Consider the following 17300-nt stretch of genomic DNA (forward strand, 5'->3'; position numbering starts at 1 on the left):
AAACTGGAATTTTCGTTCAGTTTGGGTTAAGCTGAACTTGGTATAGTGATTCTCAGGTGATCGGGTTCTATTATGAATAACTAAGGAATACTATTATGAGTAAGTCTAAAAAATTCCTAAAAAGTTCAGCGGCCATATGTGGATTGGCAATGATGGGTATGCTTATGACCCCACTTGCCGAAGCGGGCCCAAAAGATGGGCGCTCGAAATCTGCTGCGTATAAAAATTTCGGCGGCAAATCGGCCGTATCCAATGCTCGCCCAAACCGGGCGATGGGAAACAGCATAAGCCGTCCTGCTGCAAGTGTAATGCGTCAGGCTTCAAGAAGTGCTGCTGTACGCCCTTCAAGAAACTTTGACAAACAGGCAAGTCGCCCTACAATAAGCCGCCCTGCCGTCAATGCGAGCAGCATGAGAAGTTTAAGTGAAGGCACAAGAAGCAGCAACCGAACTTTTTCCAATAGCAACAATAATAGCAACCCTTTTACAAGAACTCTTAACCGCACGACGACAAGGGTTAACAGAGACCTTGGGAACGGTTACGTGGCCAATCAGCGGCCAAACCGCACGATAATCAATAACTATAATTACCGCGACAATTATAGAGACAGATACCGCAATAATTATAGAAACCACTATAACAGACGGTATAACAATAACGGGTTTATTCCGGGTCTGGTGACCGGTGCGTTTTTATATTCTGCGCTGAACAGCCCAAGCTATTACAGTAGCTACTATGGTGGATATGGCGGTTATTATAGCGGCAGCAGCATTAGCCTGTCCTATAATTACGGTTATCCTTATGGCTACAGCTATCCCTATTATTACGGCTACGGACCAAGATACGGATGGGCCAGCAGCTATTATTATCGTCCAAGAACACGGGTGGTTTATATTGAAAGACCGGTACAGACCGTTGTTCAACAGGTTCCGGTCTATACCCAGGAACCACAGCAGCAGGTCTATAGCGGTCAACAGCAACAGTCAGACCAGTTTGCCAATGAAAACTGCCTGCAGGTTCGTGAATATACCACAACTATTCAGATCGGCGGCAAGGACGTCCCCGCATATGGCAATGCCTGTCTGATGCCGGATGGCAGCTGGAAATTCGGTGACCCGGTCGCGGAACCAAGTTTTTAAGCAAGACGATTAAATAGAACCCGAAAAGAGAAAATACCCGCACCCCGCGGGTATTTTTTTGTTTCTTTAAACTGTATTTTGATGACCTCTCTCGATTCCAGGCAATCATCCAATTGGATCAGATATTATTATAAATCAGATATTATTGTAAATTACTGGCATTTTGCCTTGCCATTTTTTCCAAAGACCACCATTTATGATAAGATCAGCCATCAAGTGGCCTACATTAATTCGACTGGTCTTCCCCCCACCAAAGATTGCACTTCTGGTAGGTGAAGGGTGAATATTATAGTCGCTGACTTCTAGTTCATCGATTAAAAGTGCAGGACGCACCACCACCCATTCTATTCTGTCGTCTTTTTGTCCAATTTGCGTGCGCAGATAATCAGCTGCTTTTTCGTTATCCCTATGAGGCGGAAGAAGTAATCGAATAAGTCCAATAACACATCTTTCAGCAAAGGAAATCTGCTCATTAAGGTCCCTGTTTCTGTTACCAGTCGTATTCATAAGAATAAATTTAACTGGTTTAACCGGGTTATTAACCCTGATTGCGTCACAAAGTCGTCGTGTTGCTTCTGTTACCAGTTCGCGCGGTGCGCCAAATATACCAGAAAAGCTCAAATTGTGGCCCAGGCATGAGACCACGGCATCATATCCATGAACAAGATTTGCCATTTCCTGGGTATCAAGGTTAAGAATACTTTCATAAACAACCGTCAGGTTTTTATGATTTTCCAATTTCCTGGATAAATTAGTATTCGACCGAACCAACACTTTCACTTCATGGTCGCGTTTAAGTAATTGAGCGACCAGTAATCGGCCTGTTGCGCCGCTTGCACCTGCTATAAAAATTTTCATTTTATTCCTTTCAATCAACAATTGGCCTTATATAACCATGCATTTTTTCTAAATAAATTGCCTATATATGCATTTCTGCTATACATATTTGTATGGATTGGAAATCAGTAAAATTTGATTGGAACAGAGCGCGTGCCTTTTTAGTAACCGTCGAGGAAGGGTCTTTATCTGCTGCGGCTAGGGCTCTTGGTATGACACAGCCTACTCTTGGCCGTCAGGTTTCAGCATTGGAAGAAGAGCTTGGTGTTGTGCTTTTTGAACACGTCGGCAATGGGTTGATTTTAACCCCCAACGGATTAGAGCTTGTTGATCATGTCCGCGCTATGGGGGACGCTGCCAGCCGTGTCTCGCTTTCTGCAGCGGGCAAGTCACAATCTATCGAAGGGTCGGTTTGCATCTCTGCGAGTGAAGTCGATGCTACTTTTCGATTACCCGCCTTCATTGCCAAACTCCGCAATCAAGAGCCCGGTATAGATATAGAAATCGTTGTGTCCAACGATGCAAGTGATTTGCGACGTCGTGAAGCCGATATCGCGATCCGAACTTTTCACCCTGAACATCCTGATCTCATCGCCAAAAAAATCAGGGAAATTAATATCCGTCTCTATGCAAGTCCAGGCTATATAAACAGCATTGGAAACCCGGACTCCGTGAGCGGTCTTTCGCAAGCTGATTTTATTGGGTTTGATCGAAGCGACACCGTCTTGAATATTCTGAATGGTTTTGGATCGAATTTAACCCAAAGAAATTTTCCAATCATAACCAAGTTTCTGCTGATGCAATATGAGCTTGTTAAAAAAGGTATGGGGATTGCCCTTTTTCCAGAAGATATAGGTGATGCAGACCCTCAAATTGAAAGGGTTATTCCAGTCCTTGAGCCTATCGCCATTTTACCACTTTGGCTTGTCTCTCACCGTGAGCTTCGAACCAGTAAGCGTATTCGGGTAGTATATGATTTACTTCAAGAAGAACTTACGAAATTTTGAGAATAGTTTAATACAATCTCATTTCACAATTTGATGTTTTTTATATAAAACCAATAAAGGAACGAAACGAAAAATAGAATGTTTTTAAGATGACCAGCGAATAATATCGTTTGGCAAAAAAACGGATTCCGGGTTAAAAAGAATGGGTATAAGAATAAAGGGGTTTAGACAGCTATGACACTTACAAATCACCCGACAGACTCTTTTTTAAATGATGACGTGCCGCCCATGGGCATTTATGAAACGCTTTATGCCTTTAAGGAGGCCTTCGGTGCGTTCATGGGAACCGAAGGCACCCACCCATGGTCACAGGGCTTTCCGCTTACCACCCCACTTGAAAAGTTTAATGGCCCATCGCTCCCTTCCTCCGTCGATGTGACATGGGAAGACCGGTTTTATCCAAAAGCATGGGGCCATCCGCTGCTGCGCGACGCTGTCGTTGAGTATTACAATACCTATTACGGCTCAAACATTACCCCGGATAATGTCATGATCTTTGCCGGGGGGCGCCCGGGTATTTATACCGTACTGGCATTCCTGAAAAAGAATATCCAGGTACGTATCGGCAATGTTGAATGGCCAGCATATCTTGATATCCTGACCCAGACGAAGGCGGACTGGAAAACGGTCCCCATGACGCCGGAAAATAATTTTCATCCGAGCAATGCTGAATATTTCGACCGCTCGGGCCTTAATCATAAAACAATGCTTTTCCCGGTCATATCGAACCCCAGCAACCCGACCGGACACGCGCGTGCCGGGGATGAGCTTAAAGAACTCATGCAGATGGCGGAGGCCCCGCGAAACGGTATCTTGCTTGATGAAGCCTATGAAATGTTCCATTCGCCGTCGGTCAGCGGTTTGCAGTATGTAAAAGACCTTGATAATTCCAATATCTTTCTTTCCGGGGCCTGTACCAAGGGCCTCCAGAGCCCCGGCATTCGTGTCGGCTGGATCATTGCGTCCAAAAAGAATATTGAAACGCTGTCAAATTTCAGCTCCTTCGGCATGGGTGGGGTATCCCACCCCAGCCAGATGTATGCTGTCGAGCTCATGAAACCGGAACGGGTCGCCAAACAGCGCAAAGCCATTGAAGAACATTATAACTGGCAACGGGAGCGGTATAAGCAGGCCTTTGAAAAAATGGGTCTGGAAGTTTTTACCGGAAACGGCGGGTTTTACCACTGGATCAGGCTGCCGAAAGGCATGAACTGCGATGAATTTAACCGCCGGCTTTATAAACGCGGTGCAGCGATCCTCGCTGGGCGCGACTGCGATATGGGTCGGCCCCATTCCAAAGATCCGGATTATGTCAGCCCCTATATGGACATGTTCAGGTTCAGTTTCGGCCCCCTCCTGCCCGAAACATTTGAAAGCGACATCCAGCTTTTGTCGGAAGTGTTGGAAGAATACAAAAAGGATATAGGCAACGGTTAAGAGGATCATCTGGACGGATTATAATTTTAGTTTTTCTTTAGACAGGAAAAGATTATATACCCCCGTCTGTTTCCGATCTGAAGCGGTCACACATCATAACTTTTATTGATAAATTTCCCTTTGGATAAAAACGAAACTTTTAAAAGAATAAAAGTTTTAATCAACTGGCCAATGTCAAGGTCATTCGACCTGACTGCTCACGGTTATTTTATGTGTGGCATCGAACCCGTTAAACCCTGTGCGGGATACTTCGCCATATGCGCCCAATTGTTCAATTCTGATCCAGTCACCAACTTGAACATCATTTGGAAGCATGAATGGTCCGTTCATCAAGTCAACGGAATCGCATGTTGGCCCCGCAAACCGAAAAGGCTGTAGCGGTAGAGGTGGACGATGAGCATCACTCCGAATAAGGTGTACGGGATAACGTAGGCCAATCGCCCCGCCGGCTTCGAAAATACCACCGTATGTACCATCATTCAGGTAAAGAAGATCGCCCTTGCGTCCTTCAACCCGTGCGATTAGGGAGCCCCCAGAGGCGACTATAGCACGACCAACCTCGCAGATGAGATCGAGCCCCTCGAGCCCTTGATCTTTAATTGCTGTTTCGATTGTTGCCGTAAATGCGGTTACTGGCGGAATTAATCTTGGTCCTGGAAGGGATGCCGGAAATCCACCTCCAACATCCAGGGCATCGACAATTACGCCGCTTTCGTTTATGGCGCGAGATATATGGGCAATGGCTTTTTCAAAAACGAACGGATCTTCACATTGTGTACCAACGTGAAAACTAACACCAAGTCGGCTGCAATAGGGTCGACATTCTTTCAGCAAAGTAACGCCATCGTCAAATTTTGCACCAAATTTTGTAGAAAAATCAGTTGCAACACCACCATCCGGTTTATCTTTTGGAATTGCAAATCTGACATACAAAACCAAATCAGTCTTATCACCAAGGACTTTCAGAATTTTGTCCAACTCTCCGATATAATCGACCGAAAAAACTCGTAAATTATGCAAGTCATAGGCTTCTTTTATAGCCTCGGGCGCTTTAATTGGATGCATAAAATAAAGTTCAACGTCGTCGAAAAGAGACCGTAGCAAACGTACTTCGCTGATAGATGCAACATCGAAATGACGCACGCCCGACTGATAAATCGCTTTAAGTATTATAGGATCAGGATTACATTTAACGGCAAACATTGTGCTCCCCGTAAATGCATCCATAAACTCTCTTGTCTTGCCTATTACTTCATCCGGCAACAGGATTGCTACCGGCAAAATAGGAGCAAGCGCACGAACGTCATCATCTGATAAATCATTATCAACAAAACTATTGGAAAAACCGTGCGGATATTGGCCAACTACATACTTATTCGAAATATAGCGTGGAGACTGACGTCCCGCAGAGGAAATTTTATGGTGCATCAACTATAACCCAAAGCAAATAGGGAACAAATCCCCGTTGTTAACAAAAAAGCTACGTCGTTGCTGTACCATATTGAGCCAAGGCACGTGCGCGGCAACTCAATGCACCAAAATTTTAAAAATTTCAAGATTTTTTTATAAAAAGTAATTTATTTTTGGCTTCAAAAACTATTTATATATTTTCGTTAAATGAAGCAGGTTTACATGGTCGGATCAAATTAGTTTTTTTGTATATTCACCTATTTAAAATTGCCTTGCCGTTAGATATTTAAGAGCTTCTAAACATTGATCAATAAACAGGTTTTTGAAAATTTATCAGAGTAAAGATTAGCATTTGAATATAAGCGCATTAGCTTAATATTTAGGCAAATTTTGACTGTCCGCTATATGTCGGAAGAGGTTGTACAAAATACACATTTTTCAAAGTAATTCCCTGACGCGTTTTTTAAGCCGAGGGAGGATTTCAGTTTCGAGCCAGTCATTTTTCCGAAGCCAGATATTATTGCGCGGGCTGGGATGGGGCAGCACGACATGGTCGGGCCAGTATTGCCGCCAGGCGCGGACCGTATCGGTCAGTGTGTTTTTACGCCGTTCCCCAAGATGCCAGTCAATGGCATATTGGCCAATCACAAGGGTAAGTTCGACCGAGGTCAGTTTTTCCATCAGTGGCGCGCGCCAGGCGTCGGCACATTCCTTTCTGGGCGGGAGGTCACCGCTTTTCCCTGTCCCCGGATAGCAAAAGCCCATCGGCACTATATTAATTTTGGAGCTGTCGTAAAAAATATCCTTATCCACCCCCATCCAGTCACGAAGTCGATCGCCGCTTGGGTCATCAAAGGGAATACCGCTTGCATGAACGCGGCGGCCCGGGGCCTGCCCGACGATGAGGATTTTTGCCCCCTCGCCCGCGCGAAGAACCGGCCTTACGCCATCGGATAAGGATTTTTCACAGATTTTGCAGGCTCTGATCTCGGTTAGAAAATCATCCAGTGTTAAAGCTGACATCTGCCTGTTCCCTCGCTTTTTTACCTGTCTTTTAACAGCCGCTCTTTTTGACGGTTCCAGTCACGCTCTTTATCAGAAGCGCGCTTGTCATGAAGCTTTTTACCCCGTGCCAGCCCAAGAAGCACTTTGGCCCGGTTCTGATCATTGAAATAAAGCTTTAAGGTGACAAGTGTCATGCCCTTTCGCTGCACAGCCGCCATCATTTTATTGATCTGCTTACGGTGAAGAAGCAGTTTTCTGACCCGTCTTGCGCTATGGTTAAAGCGGTTGGCCTGTTCATATTCCTTGATATAGGCATTGATCAGGAAAACTTCGCCGTCCTTCACTTCGGCGTAGCTGTCGGTAATATTGCTTTCACCGGCACGAAGCGATTTAACCTCGGATCCGGTAAGCACAATTCCGGCTTCAAATTCCTCTTCAATAATATAATTATGCCGTGCCTTGCGGTTCAGCGCGATAACCTTATAGGCACTGTTTTTTTTATCACTTGCCATTTATTTTTCCAGCAGGCCCGCTCCTATCATGGCGGCTTTTACTTTTGCCTTTGTCGTGTCACTTATCGGCACCAGTGGCAGTCGCATATCAGGCAGGCATAATCCCAATAGTGACGCCGCATATTTAACGGGACCAGGACTGGGTTCAATAAACATCACATCATGAAGCGCGGTTAGCTTGTCTTCAAGCTCAAGCGCTTTTTTATGGTCGCCCGATAAAGACGCCTTCTGAAAGTCCGAAACCAGTTTTGGTGCTATATTGGCCGTCACCGAAATGCAGCCAACACCGCCATGGGCGTTAAAGGCCAGTGCCGTCTGATCCTCGCCGGAAAGCTGGATAAATCCTTTGCCACAGGCGGCGCGCTGAAGCGGCACCCGGGCCAGATTACCGGTCGCGTCTTTGACCCCGATTACATTTTCCAGTTCACGGTAGCATCTCGCCATGGTCTCCACGCTCATATCAACAACACTGCGACCCGGAATATTATATATAATAATCGGCAGGCTAACGGCATCGTTAATTGCTTTGAAATGCTGAAACATTCCTTCCTGATTGGGTTTATTATAATAGGGTGTGACGATCAGTGCGCCGTCCGCACCCGCCTCTTTGGCGTGCCTTGTCAGGCCAATGGCCTCACGGGTTGAATTTGACCCGCAGCCGGCGAGCACCGGTACCCGACCCGCCACTTCATCAATGCAGGCTTCGGTAACGGCCCGGTGTTCCGTATGATCAAGGGTCGGGGATTCGCCGGTGGTACCACAAGGGACAACACCAGTGGAGCCCTGTTCAATTTGCCAGCTGACAAATTTTCGGTAAGTTTCTTCATCAAACTCACGATTTTTAAAAGGTGTGATAAGGGCCGGGATTGATCCGCCAAACATGATAATGCTCCAATTTTCTGTATTTTATCTGCAAAATAAGCCGCATAGGGCAACTCTGCAAGCATATATGGTTATAGCGGTGAATTTAAACAAAAAAAAGGCGGGAATAGTTTCCCGCCTTTCAGTGATACGTTTAAGAATTTATGGGGTAATTCTTAGACGCACGGGACATTAGATATGAATTAGTTACGCATGGCGCGTGGACGATCACGCATTCTGTCACCACGATCACGGCGATCATTTAAAATGCCATCACCATTACGGTCCATACGGTCAAACATTTTTTCACCGGCCGCTTTGTACTCTTCGGCTGAAATTGTACCGTTTTTATCTGCATCCATGCTTTCAAAGCGTTTTTGTAAGCGCTCATCAGCGCGCTTTTCACGATCCGCCTTATTCTCTTCAGCCATTTCCTGGCGCCTCGCCATCATAGCTTCACGGTCTGCTTTGGCTTTTGCTTTATATTCATCAAGCGAAATTCCGCCACCATTTTTATCCGTATCAGCAAAACGTTTGTCCATCATTGCTGAAAATTCGGACTTCTCAACAGTACCGTTTTTGTTAGTATCCATCATTGACATACCGCGACCTCCTTCTTGAGACATCGCAACGCCTGTGAAGGTAAGGGCCAATACTCCTGTAATTACATAAATAGATTTAGTCATTTTAATCTCCAAAAATTTATCCCATTCCCACAAGTCATGTACTCATAATACGTCGTAGATTTAAAAACCTGTCGTTGTTTTTAAAAAAGGGGATAAAATGACTATTTTTTGCGATAAAAATAAAAAACGGATAGTAAAAACGCCATTGCGCAAAGCAGGCTCATGGCAATATAGGCACCACCCGCTGCGCTTTCATACACAACTCCACCAACATAGGTTGCGAGCCCCATGCCGAGACCAAGGGGCAACGAAGAATAGAGGCTTTGTGCCGTTCCACCGCACCCACTCTCAATTTTACTGCCCAGATAGTGAATGGCGGCAAGGTGGCTGGCACCAAAGGTAAGACCGTGTAAAATTTGTGCGACAAACAGAACCGGCAGGTTAAATGTCATTGAAAAAATAAACCAACGAACCATACCGGAAAAACCGATGATCGCAAAAATGATGAAAACCGGATATTTCCTGATCAGGTTATTGCAAAAGATAAAAAGAAGAATTTCGGCGATAACACCTGCCCCCCACAACAAACCAATGAACTCTTCACTGATACCATTTTCCTGCCAGTAAATGCTGCCCATCGAATAAAATACACCGTGGCTCATCTGTAACAATCCGACAATTATAAGAAACCAGATAAATTCACTGCTGCTCAGTAAAAATCTTATGGGGGAAACAATCTGCTCATCATCCTGGACAATTTTTTTATTTCCGCGCGGCAGATTATAGGTGGTCATAATCATAAGCAACAAGATGCCATAAATGATCCAGATCACATCATTTATAGAATTTGATTTTAAAAACATTCCAATGGCAACTGAGCTGACAATAAAGGAAAAAGACCCGAATGAGCGGATACGGCCATAATTCAGGTTATGCTTTACTGCCTGACTTACCGTTATGGTTTCAAGAAGCGGTGTGATCGCGGGCACAAATAAATTGACCAGAAATGTTGTTAAAAGCAGTGTCCAGAAATTCAAATCAAAAAAATAAAATGTCGAAAATAATGTGCCAAAACAAACCGAAATCAAAAGCGGGGGCCAATATTCATCTCTGCGGTCCGCAGCCTGGCTGACCAGCGGCACGATAATTATTTTCATTATATATGGAAGGGCGATGATAATGCCAATTTCGCTAGGTGATAATCCTTTATTCCGAAGCCACATCCCCCAAAAAGGCGTCATAATGCCAAGATACAAATAAAGGCTGGTGTAATTGGCGGATAGCTTTAAAAAAGCAAGATTACTAATTTTCATAGAGAATATTTTCCAATTCTTCGCTGTCCGCTTTTAAAACCCGCATAATTTCCTCAAATGAAAAGCCTGCTCTTGCCATCGATGCCTGTTCTTTTTTTTCGGTATCCTCATTCGCTTTCCTGACCCGGAAAGGACCAAACCGTCTTTTCTTTGCATATTTTATTGCGCTAATGAAATTAATGTCTGGTGATTTTTCTTCAATATCAGAAACCATTTCCGAAATTAATTGTGTCGGTAGACCTTTTGATCTCAGTTTGTTTTTCGCAATATTTAACGAATTTCCAGAATTCAGATAGGCATTTATTTTTGCTTCAGCATAAAGCTGATCATTCACCAGTCCCAGTTCGACACATTTTTTAACTGTATCCATCACCCACATACGGGCTTCTCGTCTTAAATCCTCTGCATTTTCAATATTTGCCAGCTGACGATCAATTTTTCTATTCAGAATAAATTTTAAATTCGCTTCCGATGTTGCATATCTTTCAAGGTAGCGATAGGCTGCTTTTTGAATATATTCTTTTGTTATATTAATTTTCTTACTTTTTTTGTTCATTTGCAGAGATTACCCATTTCCAATGACCGAGCATAGACCCTTATCACATTATTTATATTTATTATTCCTTTCCAGTGTCTGGGGTATGTCATTTTTATTTTTAAAAATGATTGCACCGACCGTTCCTCCGATAACCATAGCTGCTTCACGTATTTCAGTCGGGGCAATCATTATCGCCATTTATATTTTTTCAAAAGGTGAAAAACTTCCCAGCCACAGATCAATCTGGATAAAAGGATCTGTTATCGGCCTGATAGGCACGGGTATCCCTTTCGTACTCATAAGCTGGGCTATGCTTTATATTAATGCCGGGACCGGTGCCATTTGCATGTCTGTTATCCCGCTCATGGTTTTTGTTATGGCCCATTTCAACGATGAAAAAATGAACCTGCTTGGATTTGTTGGCATCATCAGCGGAATTTGTGGAATTTTAGTGCTCTTTTACGATTCACTTTTTATAAACAATGATCATGGAAATCTGGCATTTTATGCCCTTATTGCAATGATGGTGGCTTCTTTCGGTTACGCCCTCGCCAACATCCTCATTCGAAGATATGTAAAAACCGATCCTATTCGCACGTCATTTGTTATGCTGACGACAACATCAGTTTTGCTATGGCCACTTGCTATACTGCTGGAGCAACCTTCTTTCACAAATTTTGGTACTCTTGAAATTCTTTCACTTTTATATCTGGGCATACTGCCAACGGGTATTACCACAATGGTTATGGTCGTCTTCACACAAATAGCTGGCTCTACATTTGTATCCTATAACACTTACATCATTCCGGTGGTTGGGGTGCTGGCCGGATATTTATTTCTGGATGAAACATTAAAGCCGACAACTTTCTTTGCCATTTTGTTTATTGCTGGGGGAATTTATGTCTCTCAAATTAAAAAAAAGACCCTCGTCAGTAAATAGATAAAATTATATATATTTCAACCGTTTCTTTTATTTGTTGGCAAAAACCAATTCGCACTGTAAAATGCGCACTAATAAATAAAAAATAACTTGCGATTATATGTAACAGCATGTATCGAAGGTGAAATTGTATATTAAACAAATATGACATATGAGTTATTTTTAAAGATAAACTTTTAAAAACGGGAAAAGCCAATAGTTCAGTTCTGGACTTTTTCACATAACTTTATTTAAAACAGCTGAGTGACATTATTCATATATGCTTGAACCTACACCAACATTAGACCCTGGTCTTCCACGAAAATATGCCGAATTCAATACGCTACTGGAAGCACTGGACTACGCAGCAAAAGGCATAAGGGGCCTTAATTTCTATTCTCCGCGCGGGGAACTGGAAAGCAGCATCACCTATACACAAGTCAGGGACCGGTCTATGGAAATTGGCCGAAGACTGGTTCATTTTGGTATTGAGAAAAATTCAAGAGTTGCTCTGATCGCTGAAACCAATGAAGATTTCGTTTGTTATTTTCTTGGCTGTCAATATGCCGGTTTACTCCCGGTTCCACTGCCCCTTCCAACTTCCTTTGGTGGTCGGGAAGGCTATACAGAACAGCTTCATCAACAAATGAAAAGCTGCGGGGCAACGGTTGCAATGTCAGCCGCTTATATGCTGCCGCTTCTTGATGAAGCGACAAATGGCCTCGAAATGGTTTTTGTCGGCACACCAGATACTTTCGAAGCGCAGGCTAGCGATAGTGAAATTGAAAATGTAATTCTTCCGGAAGTGACACCGGACGACCTTGCCTATCTACAGTATTCCTCTGGCAGCACGCGTTTCCCACATGGCGTTGCCGTCACACATCGTTCATTAATGTCAAACAGTCACGGCATCGGTAAAATTGGTATGGAAGTAAAGGACAATGACCGTGCCGTATCTTGGTTGCCATTTTATCATGATATGGGCCTTGTTGGCATGCTTATTTCTCCGATTGCCTGCCAGGTATCTATTGATTATCTTGCGACCGAGGCATTTGCCCGCCGTCCGATGCAGTGGCTTAAACTGATCTCAAAAAATAAAGGAACAATGTGCTCCGGCCCAACCTTTGGATATGAAATTTGTGCCAGACGGGCCAATTCAACCGACCTTGAGGGGCTTGACCTTTCAAGCTGGCGTGTGGCCGGAATTGGCGCTGATATGATCCGCCCGAATGTTCTGGAAATTTTTGCTGAAACATTTAAAGAATGCGGCTTTGACAAAAGGGCCTTTATGCCAAGTTATGGTCTGGCTGAATGTACTCTTGCTGTTAGTTTTGCACCCGCCTTTTCAGGTTATGAAGTAGATCTCGTCAGCGAAGAAGTCTTAAGCGGTGATGTAAAATCGGTTCCGGACCACAAATTAAACGGCAATGGTGCCAATTACCGTGAAGTTGTCAATTGCGGAAAGCCACTTCCTGAATATGAACTGGAAATCCGTGATGAACACGATGATGCGCTGCTGGAACGGGAAATTGGCCGCGTTTGTGTTAAAGGGCCAAGCGTCATGGTTGGCTATTATATGGACGAGGAAGCAACCCGTCAGTGCCTGTCGGAAGACGGATGGCTTGATACTGGTGATATCGGTTATATGGCTGATGGCTCCTTATATATTATTGGCCGAATTAAAGATCTGATCATTATTAATGGTAAAAACCATTGGCCCCATGATATTGAATGGGCAGTAGAAAAATTACCCGAACTCCGTTCCGGAGACAGTGCCGCCATTTCAATTCCCGGTGAAAATAATGAAGAAATACCGGCTATTTTGGTACAATGTCGTAAACGTGATGAAGAAGACCGAATTGACCTGGAAAACAGAATTAAACATGAAGTACAGGCTGTTATCGGCAAGGCACCAAAAGTTATTTTGGTTCCACCAAGGTCACTCCCACGCACATCATCCGGGAAATTGTCACGGGTAAAGGCCCGCAGACAATATCTTGAAGGACAGCTTACCTAAAATTACCTGATTGACGAAAGAGATATCAAAACGCTAATCTTACATAACATAAAGATTGGCGTTTTCTTATTTAGGAATAACGAAAAGTGAAAACTATTGCTTTAACAGGCGCTACGGGCTTTGTTGGCGGACATCTGTTAAAAGAGCTGCTCACCAGAGGATTTCAAATCAATGCCCTTACACGACGCCATCAACTGCCCATTGATAATGTAAGCTGGATTTATGGTGGTCTTGGGGATCAGGCAGCGCTCAAGGAACTTTGCTCGAATGCAGATATTGTTATAAATGTGGCTGGTCTGGTCAAGGCAATGAATAAGCAGGATTTTTTAGAAGCCAACGCAGTAGCCGTATCAAATATTCTGGGTGCCATAAGTCCTGAAAATAAGCCAGACCATTTCATTCAGGTTTCGTCACTCGCAGCACGTGAGCCTCAATTATCCGACTATGCGGTGAGTAAATTTATGGGTGAAGAAGAACTTAAAAATAATAATCTTTCATTAAACTGGTCGATCATCAGACCGCCAGGGATCTATGGCCCTGGAGATACTGAAACCCTCAAGATATTTAAAATGTTAAAGTCTGGTCTGGCTATATTTCCGGCAAATCGAGAAAACCGGGTTTCCTGGATACATGTAAGTGATCTGGTTAATTCAATTATTTCAACAATTGAAAATGAACAGTTATTTAGCCAAATTCTTGAAGTTGATGATGGTCAGCCGGGCGGATATACGCATGAATATTTTTATAATACAGCTGCATCAATTATGCAGGTTTCACCTTTAAAAATCACTTCGCCCAAATTCATTTTAAAATCTACCGGCCATATTAATACCATAAGTGGACGTATATTTGGTTACTCGCCAATGTTATCAGCAAAAAAGGTGAATGAAATTTGTCACTCAGACTGGGTTTGCAATCCGCAGATGGGTATCCCGGCAGACAATAATGTCATTGAGTATGATTTGCAGAAGGGTTTAAAACAAACTCTCGACTGGTACAAAAAGAACGAATATATATAATGCGCATTTTCTAATGGATTTTAACAGACATATTCTGTAAGTTAGCCACCCGAAACAAAGGTACAAAGATGACACTTGATACTACAGAAATTTTAGATCAGATTTGCGAGCTTATGGCCCCGTTTAATAAAAAAGGCGTTACCATATCAGCAGATACCACTTTTGCCTCTGATCTTGAACTGGATTCTCTTTCAGTTATGGATATGCTGGCAGCCATTGAAGATCATTTTGATGTAACTGTACCGCTAAATATACTTCCTGACCTTGAAACCGTTGGACAAGTCGCCGAAGCCATAAAAAGAATTCTTGACGAAGAAAATTAATTTTTTAGCGGAAAAATCATACCCCATGACCCACGATCTATTTGATAAATTCGATAACATCCTTGCTGAGTATAAAAAACTTGCAGAAGGTGGAGAGTTAAACCCTTTCACGGTCAGTATGGATGCTGTGATTTCTCCGACCGAAGCTATCATAAATGGCAAAAAAACAATTCTTGCCGGAACCAACAACTATATGGGTATGACCTACAATCAGGACTGTATTAAGGCAGCCGAGGAAGCCTTAAGGAGTTTTGGTACCGGCACAACGGGGTCACGTGTATTAAACGGCACTTATTACGGCCATAAAAAACTTGAGGAAACACTGAAAGATTTCTATGACGCTAAGCATGCCATTGTTTTTTCAACGGGTTATCAGGCAAATTTAGGTGTCATCTCAACTGTGGCCGGACCCAAAGATTATGTGGTCATTGATGCCGACAGTCATGCCAGTATTTATGATGGCTGCGCCATGGGAAATGCAACAGTCGTCCGCTTCGGCCATAATAACCCGGAAGATCTTGAAAAACGTCTGGCACGAATAAGACGGAAAGATCCGGATGCTGGCATTCTTGTCGTTATTGAAGGCGTTTACAGCATGCTTGGCGATCAGGCCCCAATTAAGGAACTGGCGACTGCGGCAAAAAAACATGATGCATTTGTGCTTGTAGATGAAGCCCATTCAATTGGTGTTTTTGGTAAAACGGGCCGGGGCGTTGCCCAGGAGCAAAATGTTGAACATCTGGTGGACTTTACTGTCGGCACTTTCAGCAAAAGCGTTGGCACAGTAGGTGGATATTGTGTTTCAAATCATCCCAAATTTGAGACATTAAGACTGGTCTGTCGCCCCTATGTCTTTACAGCATCACTTCCCCCGTCGGTTGTTGCTTCAGCCACAAAAGCACTGGAACTAATTAAAGACAGTAACTTGAGAGTAAAACTGCTCGAAAATTCAATGCGGCTTAATAAAGGTTTGGCGAGTGCCGGGTTTAATATGGGAACAACAGGTGAAAGCCCGATTGCCGCGATCATCATAGATGACAAACCAACAGCCATTGCCTACTGGCAGAATATGATGAAAGAAGGCGTTTATGTGAACCTTGCCGTCCCACCGGCAACACCAAACGGCCTTAATCTTATGCGGTGCAGCCTTTCAGCAGCACATTCATTTGAACAAATAGATTATATGCTGGAAAAGTTTATAGCCGTCGGAAAAAAGCTGAACGTATTAAGTTAATCAATACGGATAAAGGTCAAATCTTCCGCAGCGGAAATAAGCAGTTCCCCGCTTGACCCCGTTTCATAAAAACAGCCGTCAACGACAAATTTCTTATTAAAAACAAGCCTTGCATGTTCAATTTCAGCCATCACATGCCCGGGAAGCATTCTTTCGCCGTAACTGCCTTTAAGCATTCTTTTTCCTGTGCTCATTATGGCATCTTTGGTATTTTCCACACTTAAGAAATTCAGGCTATTAGCCTTGTGCCTATGCGGAAGCCTGGTTCCGAGGAAAATCCAGTCAAGACTACTGAGTAGTACCATAAAATAGCGCCCTACCACAGCCCCTCTCTGGTTTCTGTTTATGCGGATCATATCATTTATATCATCGGAACGTCTTGATCCGATATATGCTTTATAAAGAAGGGAAATGATCGTTGTATAATTCTGAATGACGTGCCGAATACCTGTTCTATGCAATGTTCTCTGGAAGAGAGATTTTCTGCTGATAATTTCCCCGGTGCAAAAATAAAGTCCATATAATTTGCCGACATGCATAACACCTTCCACCTTGATCAGGGGCGTTTTCACAATATGATCCAAAAGACGTCCGGTTTTATGCTTTCTGAGGATATTCTTTAGATCCTGATGAGCATGGTTAGATGTGGCACCAAAGCTTTGAGCAATAAATCTTTCATCATCACCGGAAAGTACGGAAATGGGAATTTTGGTTTCTCCAAACGGCTTCTTATCTATTAAATATTCAAAAGTTGCCGAAGATAATGCCTGTCCGCCAACGATGATGATTGCTTTCACCTTACATTGGTGGAATCTGGACAAAGCTTCACCAATGTCCGCAAAATTCTTCACCTCATAGTGAATGATCCCTGAACCTTCCTCTTTTATGATATTCCTGATTTTATCCATTTCACTTTTATTATGAAATGAGTCAGGGCTACTTAAAATAGCGATCAAATCCAACTTAATTATCCCGGTTTATTTCTGTACTTTTTATCAACATACGATATTTTTATTGACGCACTAATTCATGTTTCTGCCCTATATTGACCATAAAGTTTCGTCATAAGCAAAAAACATTTATTAATTCGACATTATTTTCTA

The 17300-nt window shown here is 43.3% G+C and carries 17 protein-coding genes; 8 read left to right on the forward strand and 9 right to left on the reverse strand.

Annotated elements, in window-relative coordinates:
* Positions 1-95 precede the first annotated feature (95 nt).
* Positions 96-1139, forward strand: coding sequence for a hypothetical protein (locus R3D86_02725; protein MEZ5757117.1), 1044 nt, complete (start codon positions 96-98; stop codon positions 1137-1139).
* A 135-nt stretch (positions 1140-1274) separates the two neighbouring features.
* Here R3D86_02725 and R3D86_02730 read toward each other — a convergent pair whose 3' ends face one another.
* A complete protein-coding gene (locus R3D86_02730; protein ID MEZ5757118.1) occupies positions 1275-1997 on the reverse strand; it encodes an NAD(P)-binding oxidoreductase in 723 nt (240 codons plus the stop codon).
* Between the two features lie 92 nt (positions 1998-2089).
* On the opposite strand from R3D86_02730, the gene R3D86_02735 reads away from it, so the two are divergent.
* Positions 2090-2983: a LysR family transcriptional regulator gene (locus R3D86_02735; protein ID MEZ5757119.1), complete on the forward strand. Its 894-nt coding sequence runs from the start codon at positions 2090-2092 to the stop codon at positions 2981-2983.
* 174 nt (positions 2984-3157) lie between these two features.
* Complete coding sequence (locus R3D86_02740; GenBank protein MEZ5757120.1) at positions 3158-4420, forward strand: pyridoxal phosphate-dependent aminotransferase; 1263 nt, start codon at positions 3158-3160, stop codon at positions 4418-4420.
* 180 nt (positions 4421-4600) lie between these two features.
* Here the strand turns inward: R3D86_02740 and R3D86_02745 are convergent, their stop codons facing one another.
* The 7 genes from R3D86_02745 to R3D86_02775 all read right to left on the reverse strand — a co-directional run bounded on the left by R3D86_02745 (position 4601) and on the right by R3D86_02775 (position 10703).
* Positions 4601-5848, reverse strand: coding sequence for a hypothetical protein (locus R3D86_02745; protein MEZ5757121.1), 1248 nt, complete (start codon positions 5846-5848; stop codon positions 4601-4603).
* Positions 5849-6268: 420 nt separating this feature from the next.
* Positions 6269-6853 (reverse strand): uracil-DNA glycosylase family protein, encoded by a 585-nt coding sequence (locus R3D86_02750; protein MEZ5757122.1) that lies wholly within the window; start codon positions 6851-6853, stop codon positions 6269-6271.
* Positions 6854-6873: 20 nt separating this feature from the next.
* Entirely contained in the window at positions 6874-7347 is a 474-nt protein-coding gene (gene smpB / locus R3D86_02755; GenBank protein ID MEZ5757123.1) for an SsrA-binding protein SmpB, read from the reverse strand.
* The gene (gene dapA / locus R3D86_02760) at positions 7348-8229 is read right to left on the reverse strand and encodes a 4-hydroxy-tetrahydrodipicolinate synthase (protein ID MEZ5757124.1); all 882 of its coding nucleotides are present in this window, start codon (positions 8227-8229) and stop codon (positions 7348-7350) included.
* A 182-nt stretch (positions 8230-8411) separates the two neighbouring features.
* Positions 8412-8894, reverse strand: a complete 483-nt coding sequence (locus R3D86_02765) for a hypothetical protein (GenBank protein MEZ5757125.1) — start codon at positions 8892-8894, stop codon at positions 8412-8414.
* A gap of 101 nt (positions 8895-8995) precedes the next feature.
* Entirely contained in the window at positions 8996-10147 is a 1152-nt protein-coding gene (locus tag R3D86_02770) for an MFS transporter (protein MEZ5757126.1), read from the reverse strand.
* Positions 10137-10703 (reverse strand): RecX family transcriptional regulator, encoded by a 567-nt coding sequence (locus tag R3D86_02775; protein MEZ5757127.1) that lies wholly within the window; start codon positions 10701-10703, stop codon positions 10137-10139. Before R3D86_02775 ends, R3D86_02770 begins: the two co-directional genes overlap by 11 nt.
* Positions 10704-10725: 22 nt before the next feature.
* Between R3D86_02775 and R3D86_02780 the strand changes: the two genes are divergently transcribed.
* The 5 genes from R3D86_02780 to R3D86_02800 all read left to right on the forward strand — a co-directional run bounded on the left by R3D86_02780 (position 10726) and on the right by R3D86_02800 (position 16197).
* Positions 10726-11625, forward strand: a complete 900-nt coding sequence (locus tag R3D86_02780) for a DMT family transporter (protein ID MEZ5757128.1) — start codon at positions 10726-10728, stop codon at positions 11623-11625.
* A 259-nt stretch (positions 11626-11884) separates the two neighbouring features.
* Complete coding sequence (locus tag R3D86_02785) at positions 11885-13621, forward strand: fatty acyl-AMP ligase (GenBank protein MEZ5757129.1); 1737 nt, start codon at positions 11885-11887, stop codon at positions 13619-13621.
* Positions 13622-13707: 86 nt separating this feature from the next.
* On the forward strand, positions 13708-14640 hold the full coding sequence (locus R3D86_02790; protein ID MEZ5757130.1) for an NAD(P)-dependent oxidoreductase: 933 nt from the start codon (positions 13708-13710) through the stop codon (positions 14638-14640).
* Between the two features lie 68 nt (positions 14641-14708).
* Entirely contained in the window at positions 14709-14963 is a 255-nt protein-coding gene (locus tag R3D86_02795; GenBank protein MEZ5757131.1) for a phosphopantetheine-binding protein, read from the forward strand.
* Positions 14964-14988: 25 nt separating this feature from the next.
* Positions 14989-16197 (forward strand): aminotransferase class I/II-fold pyridoxal phosphate-dependent enzyme, encoded by a 1209-nt coding sequence (locus R3D86_02800; GenBank protein MEZ5757132.1) that lies wholly within the window; start codon positions 14989-14991, stop codon positions 16195-16197.
* Here R3D86_02800 and R3D86_02805 read toward each other — a convergent pair.
* Positions 16194-17105 (reverse strand): hypothetical protein, encoded by a 912-nt coding sequence (locus R3D86_02805; protein MEZ5757133.1) that lies wholly within the window; start codon positions 17103-17105, stop codon positions 16194-16196. The genes R3D86_02800 and R3D86_02805 overlap by 4 nt on opposite strands.
* Positions 17106-17300 lie beyond the last annotated feature (195 nt).

It is taken from the genome of Emcibacteraceae bacterium (genome assembly GCA_041396985.1).
In the GTDB taxonomy this organism is placed as follows: Bacteria; Pseudomonadota; Alphaproteobacteria; order Sphingomonadales; family Emcibacteraceae; genus Pseudemcibacter.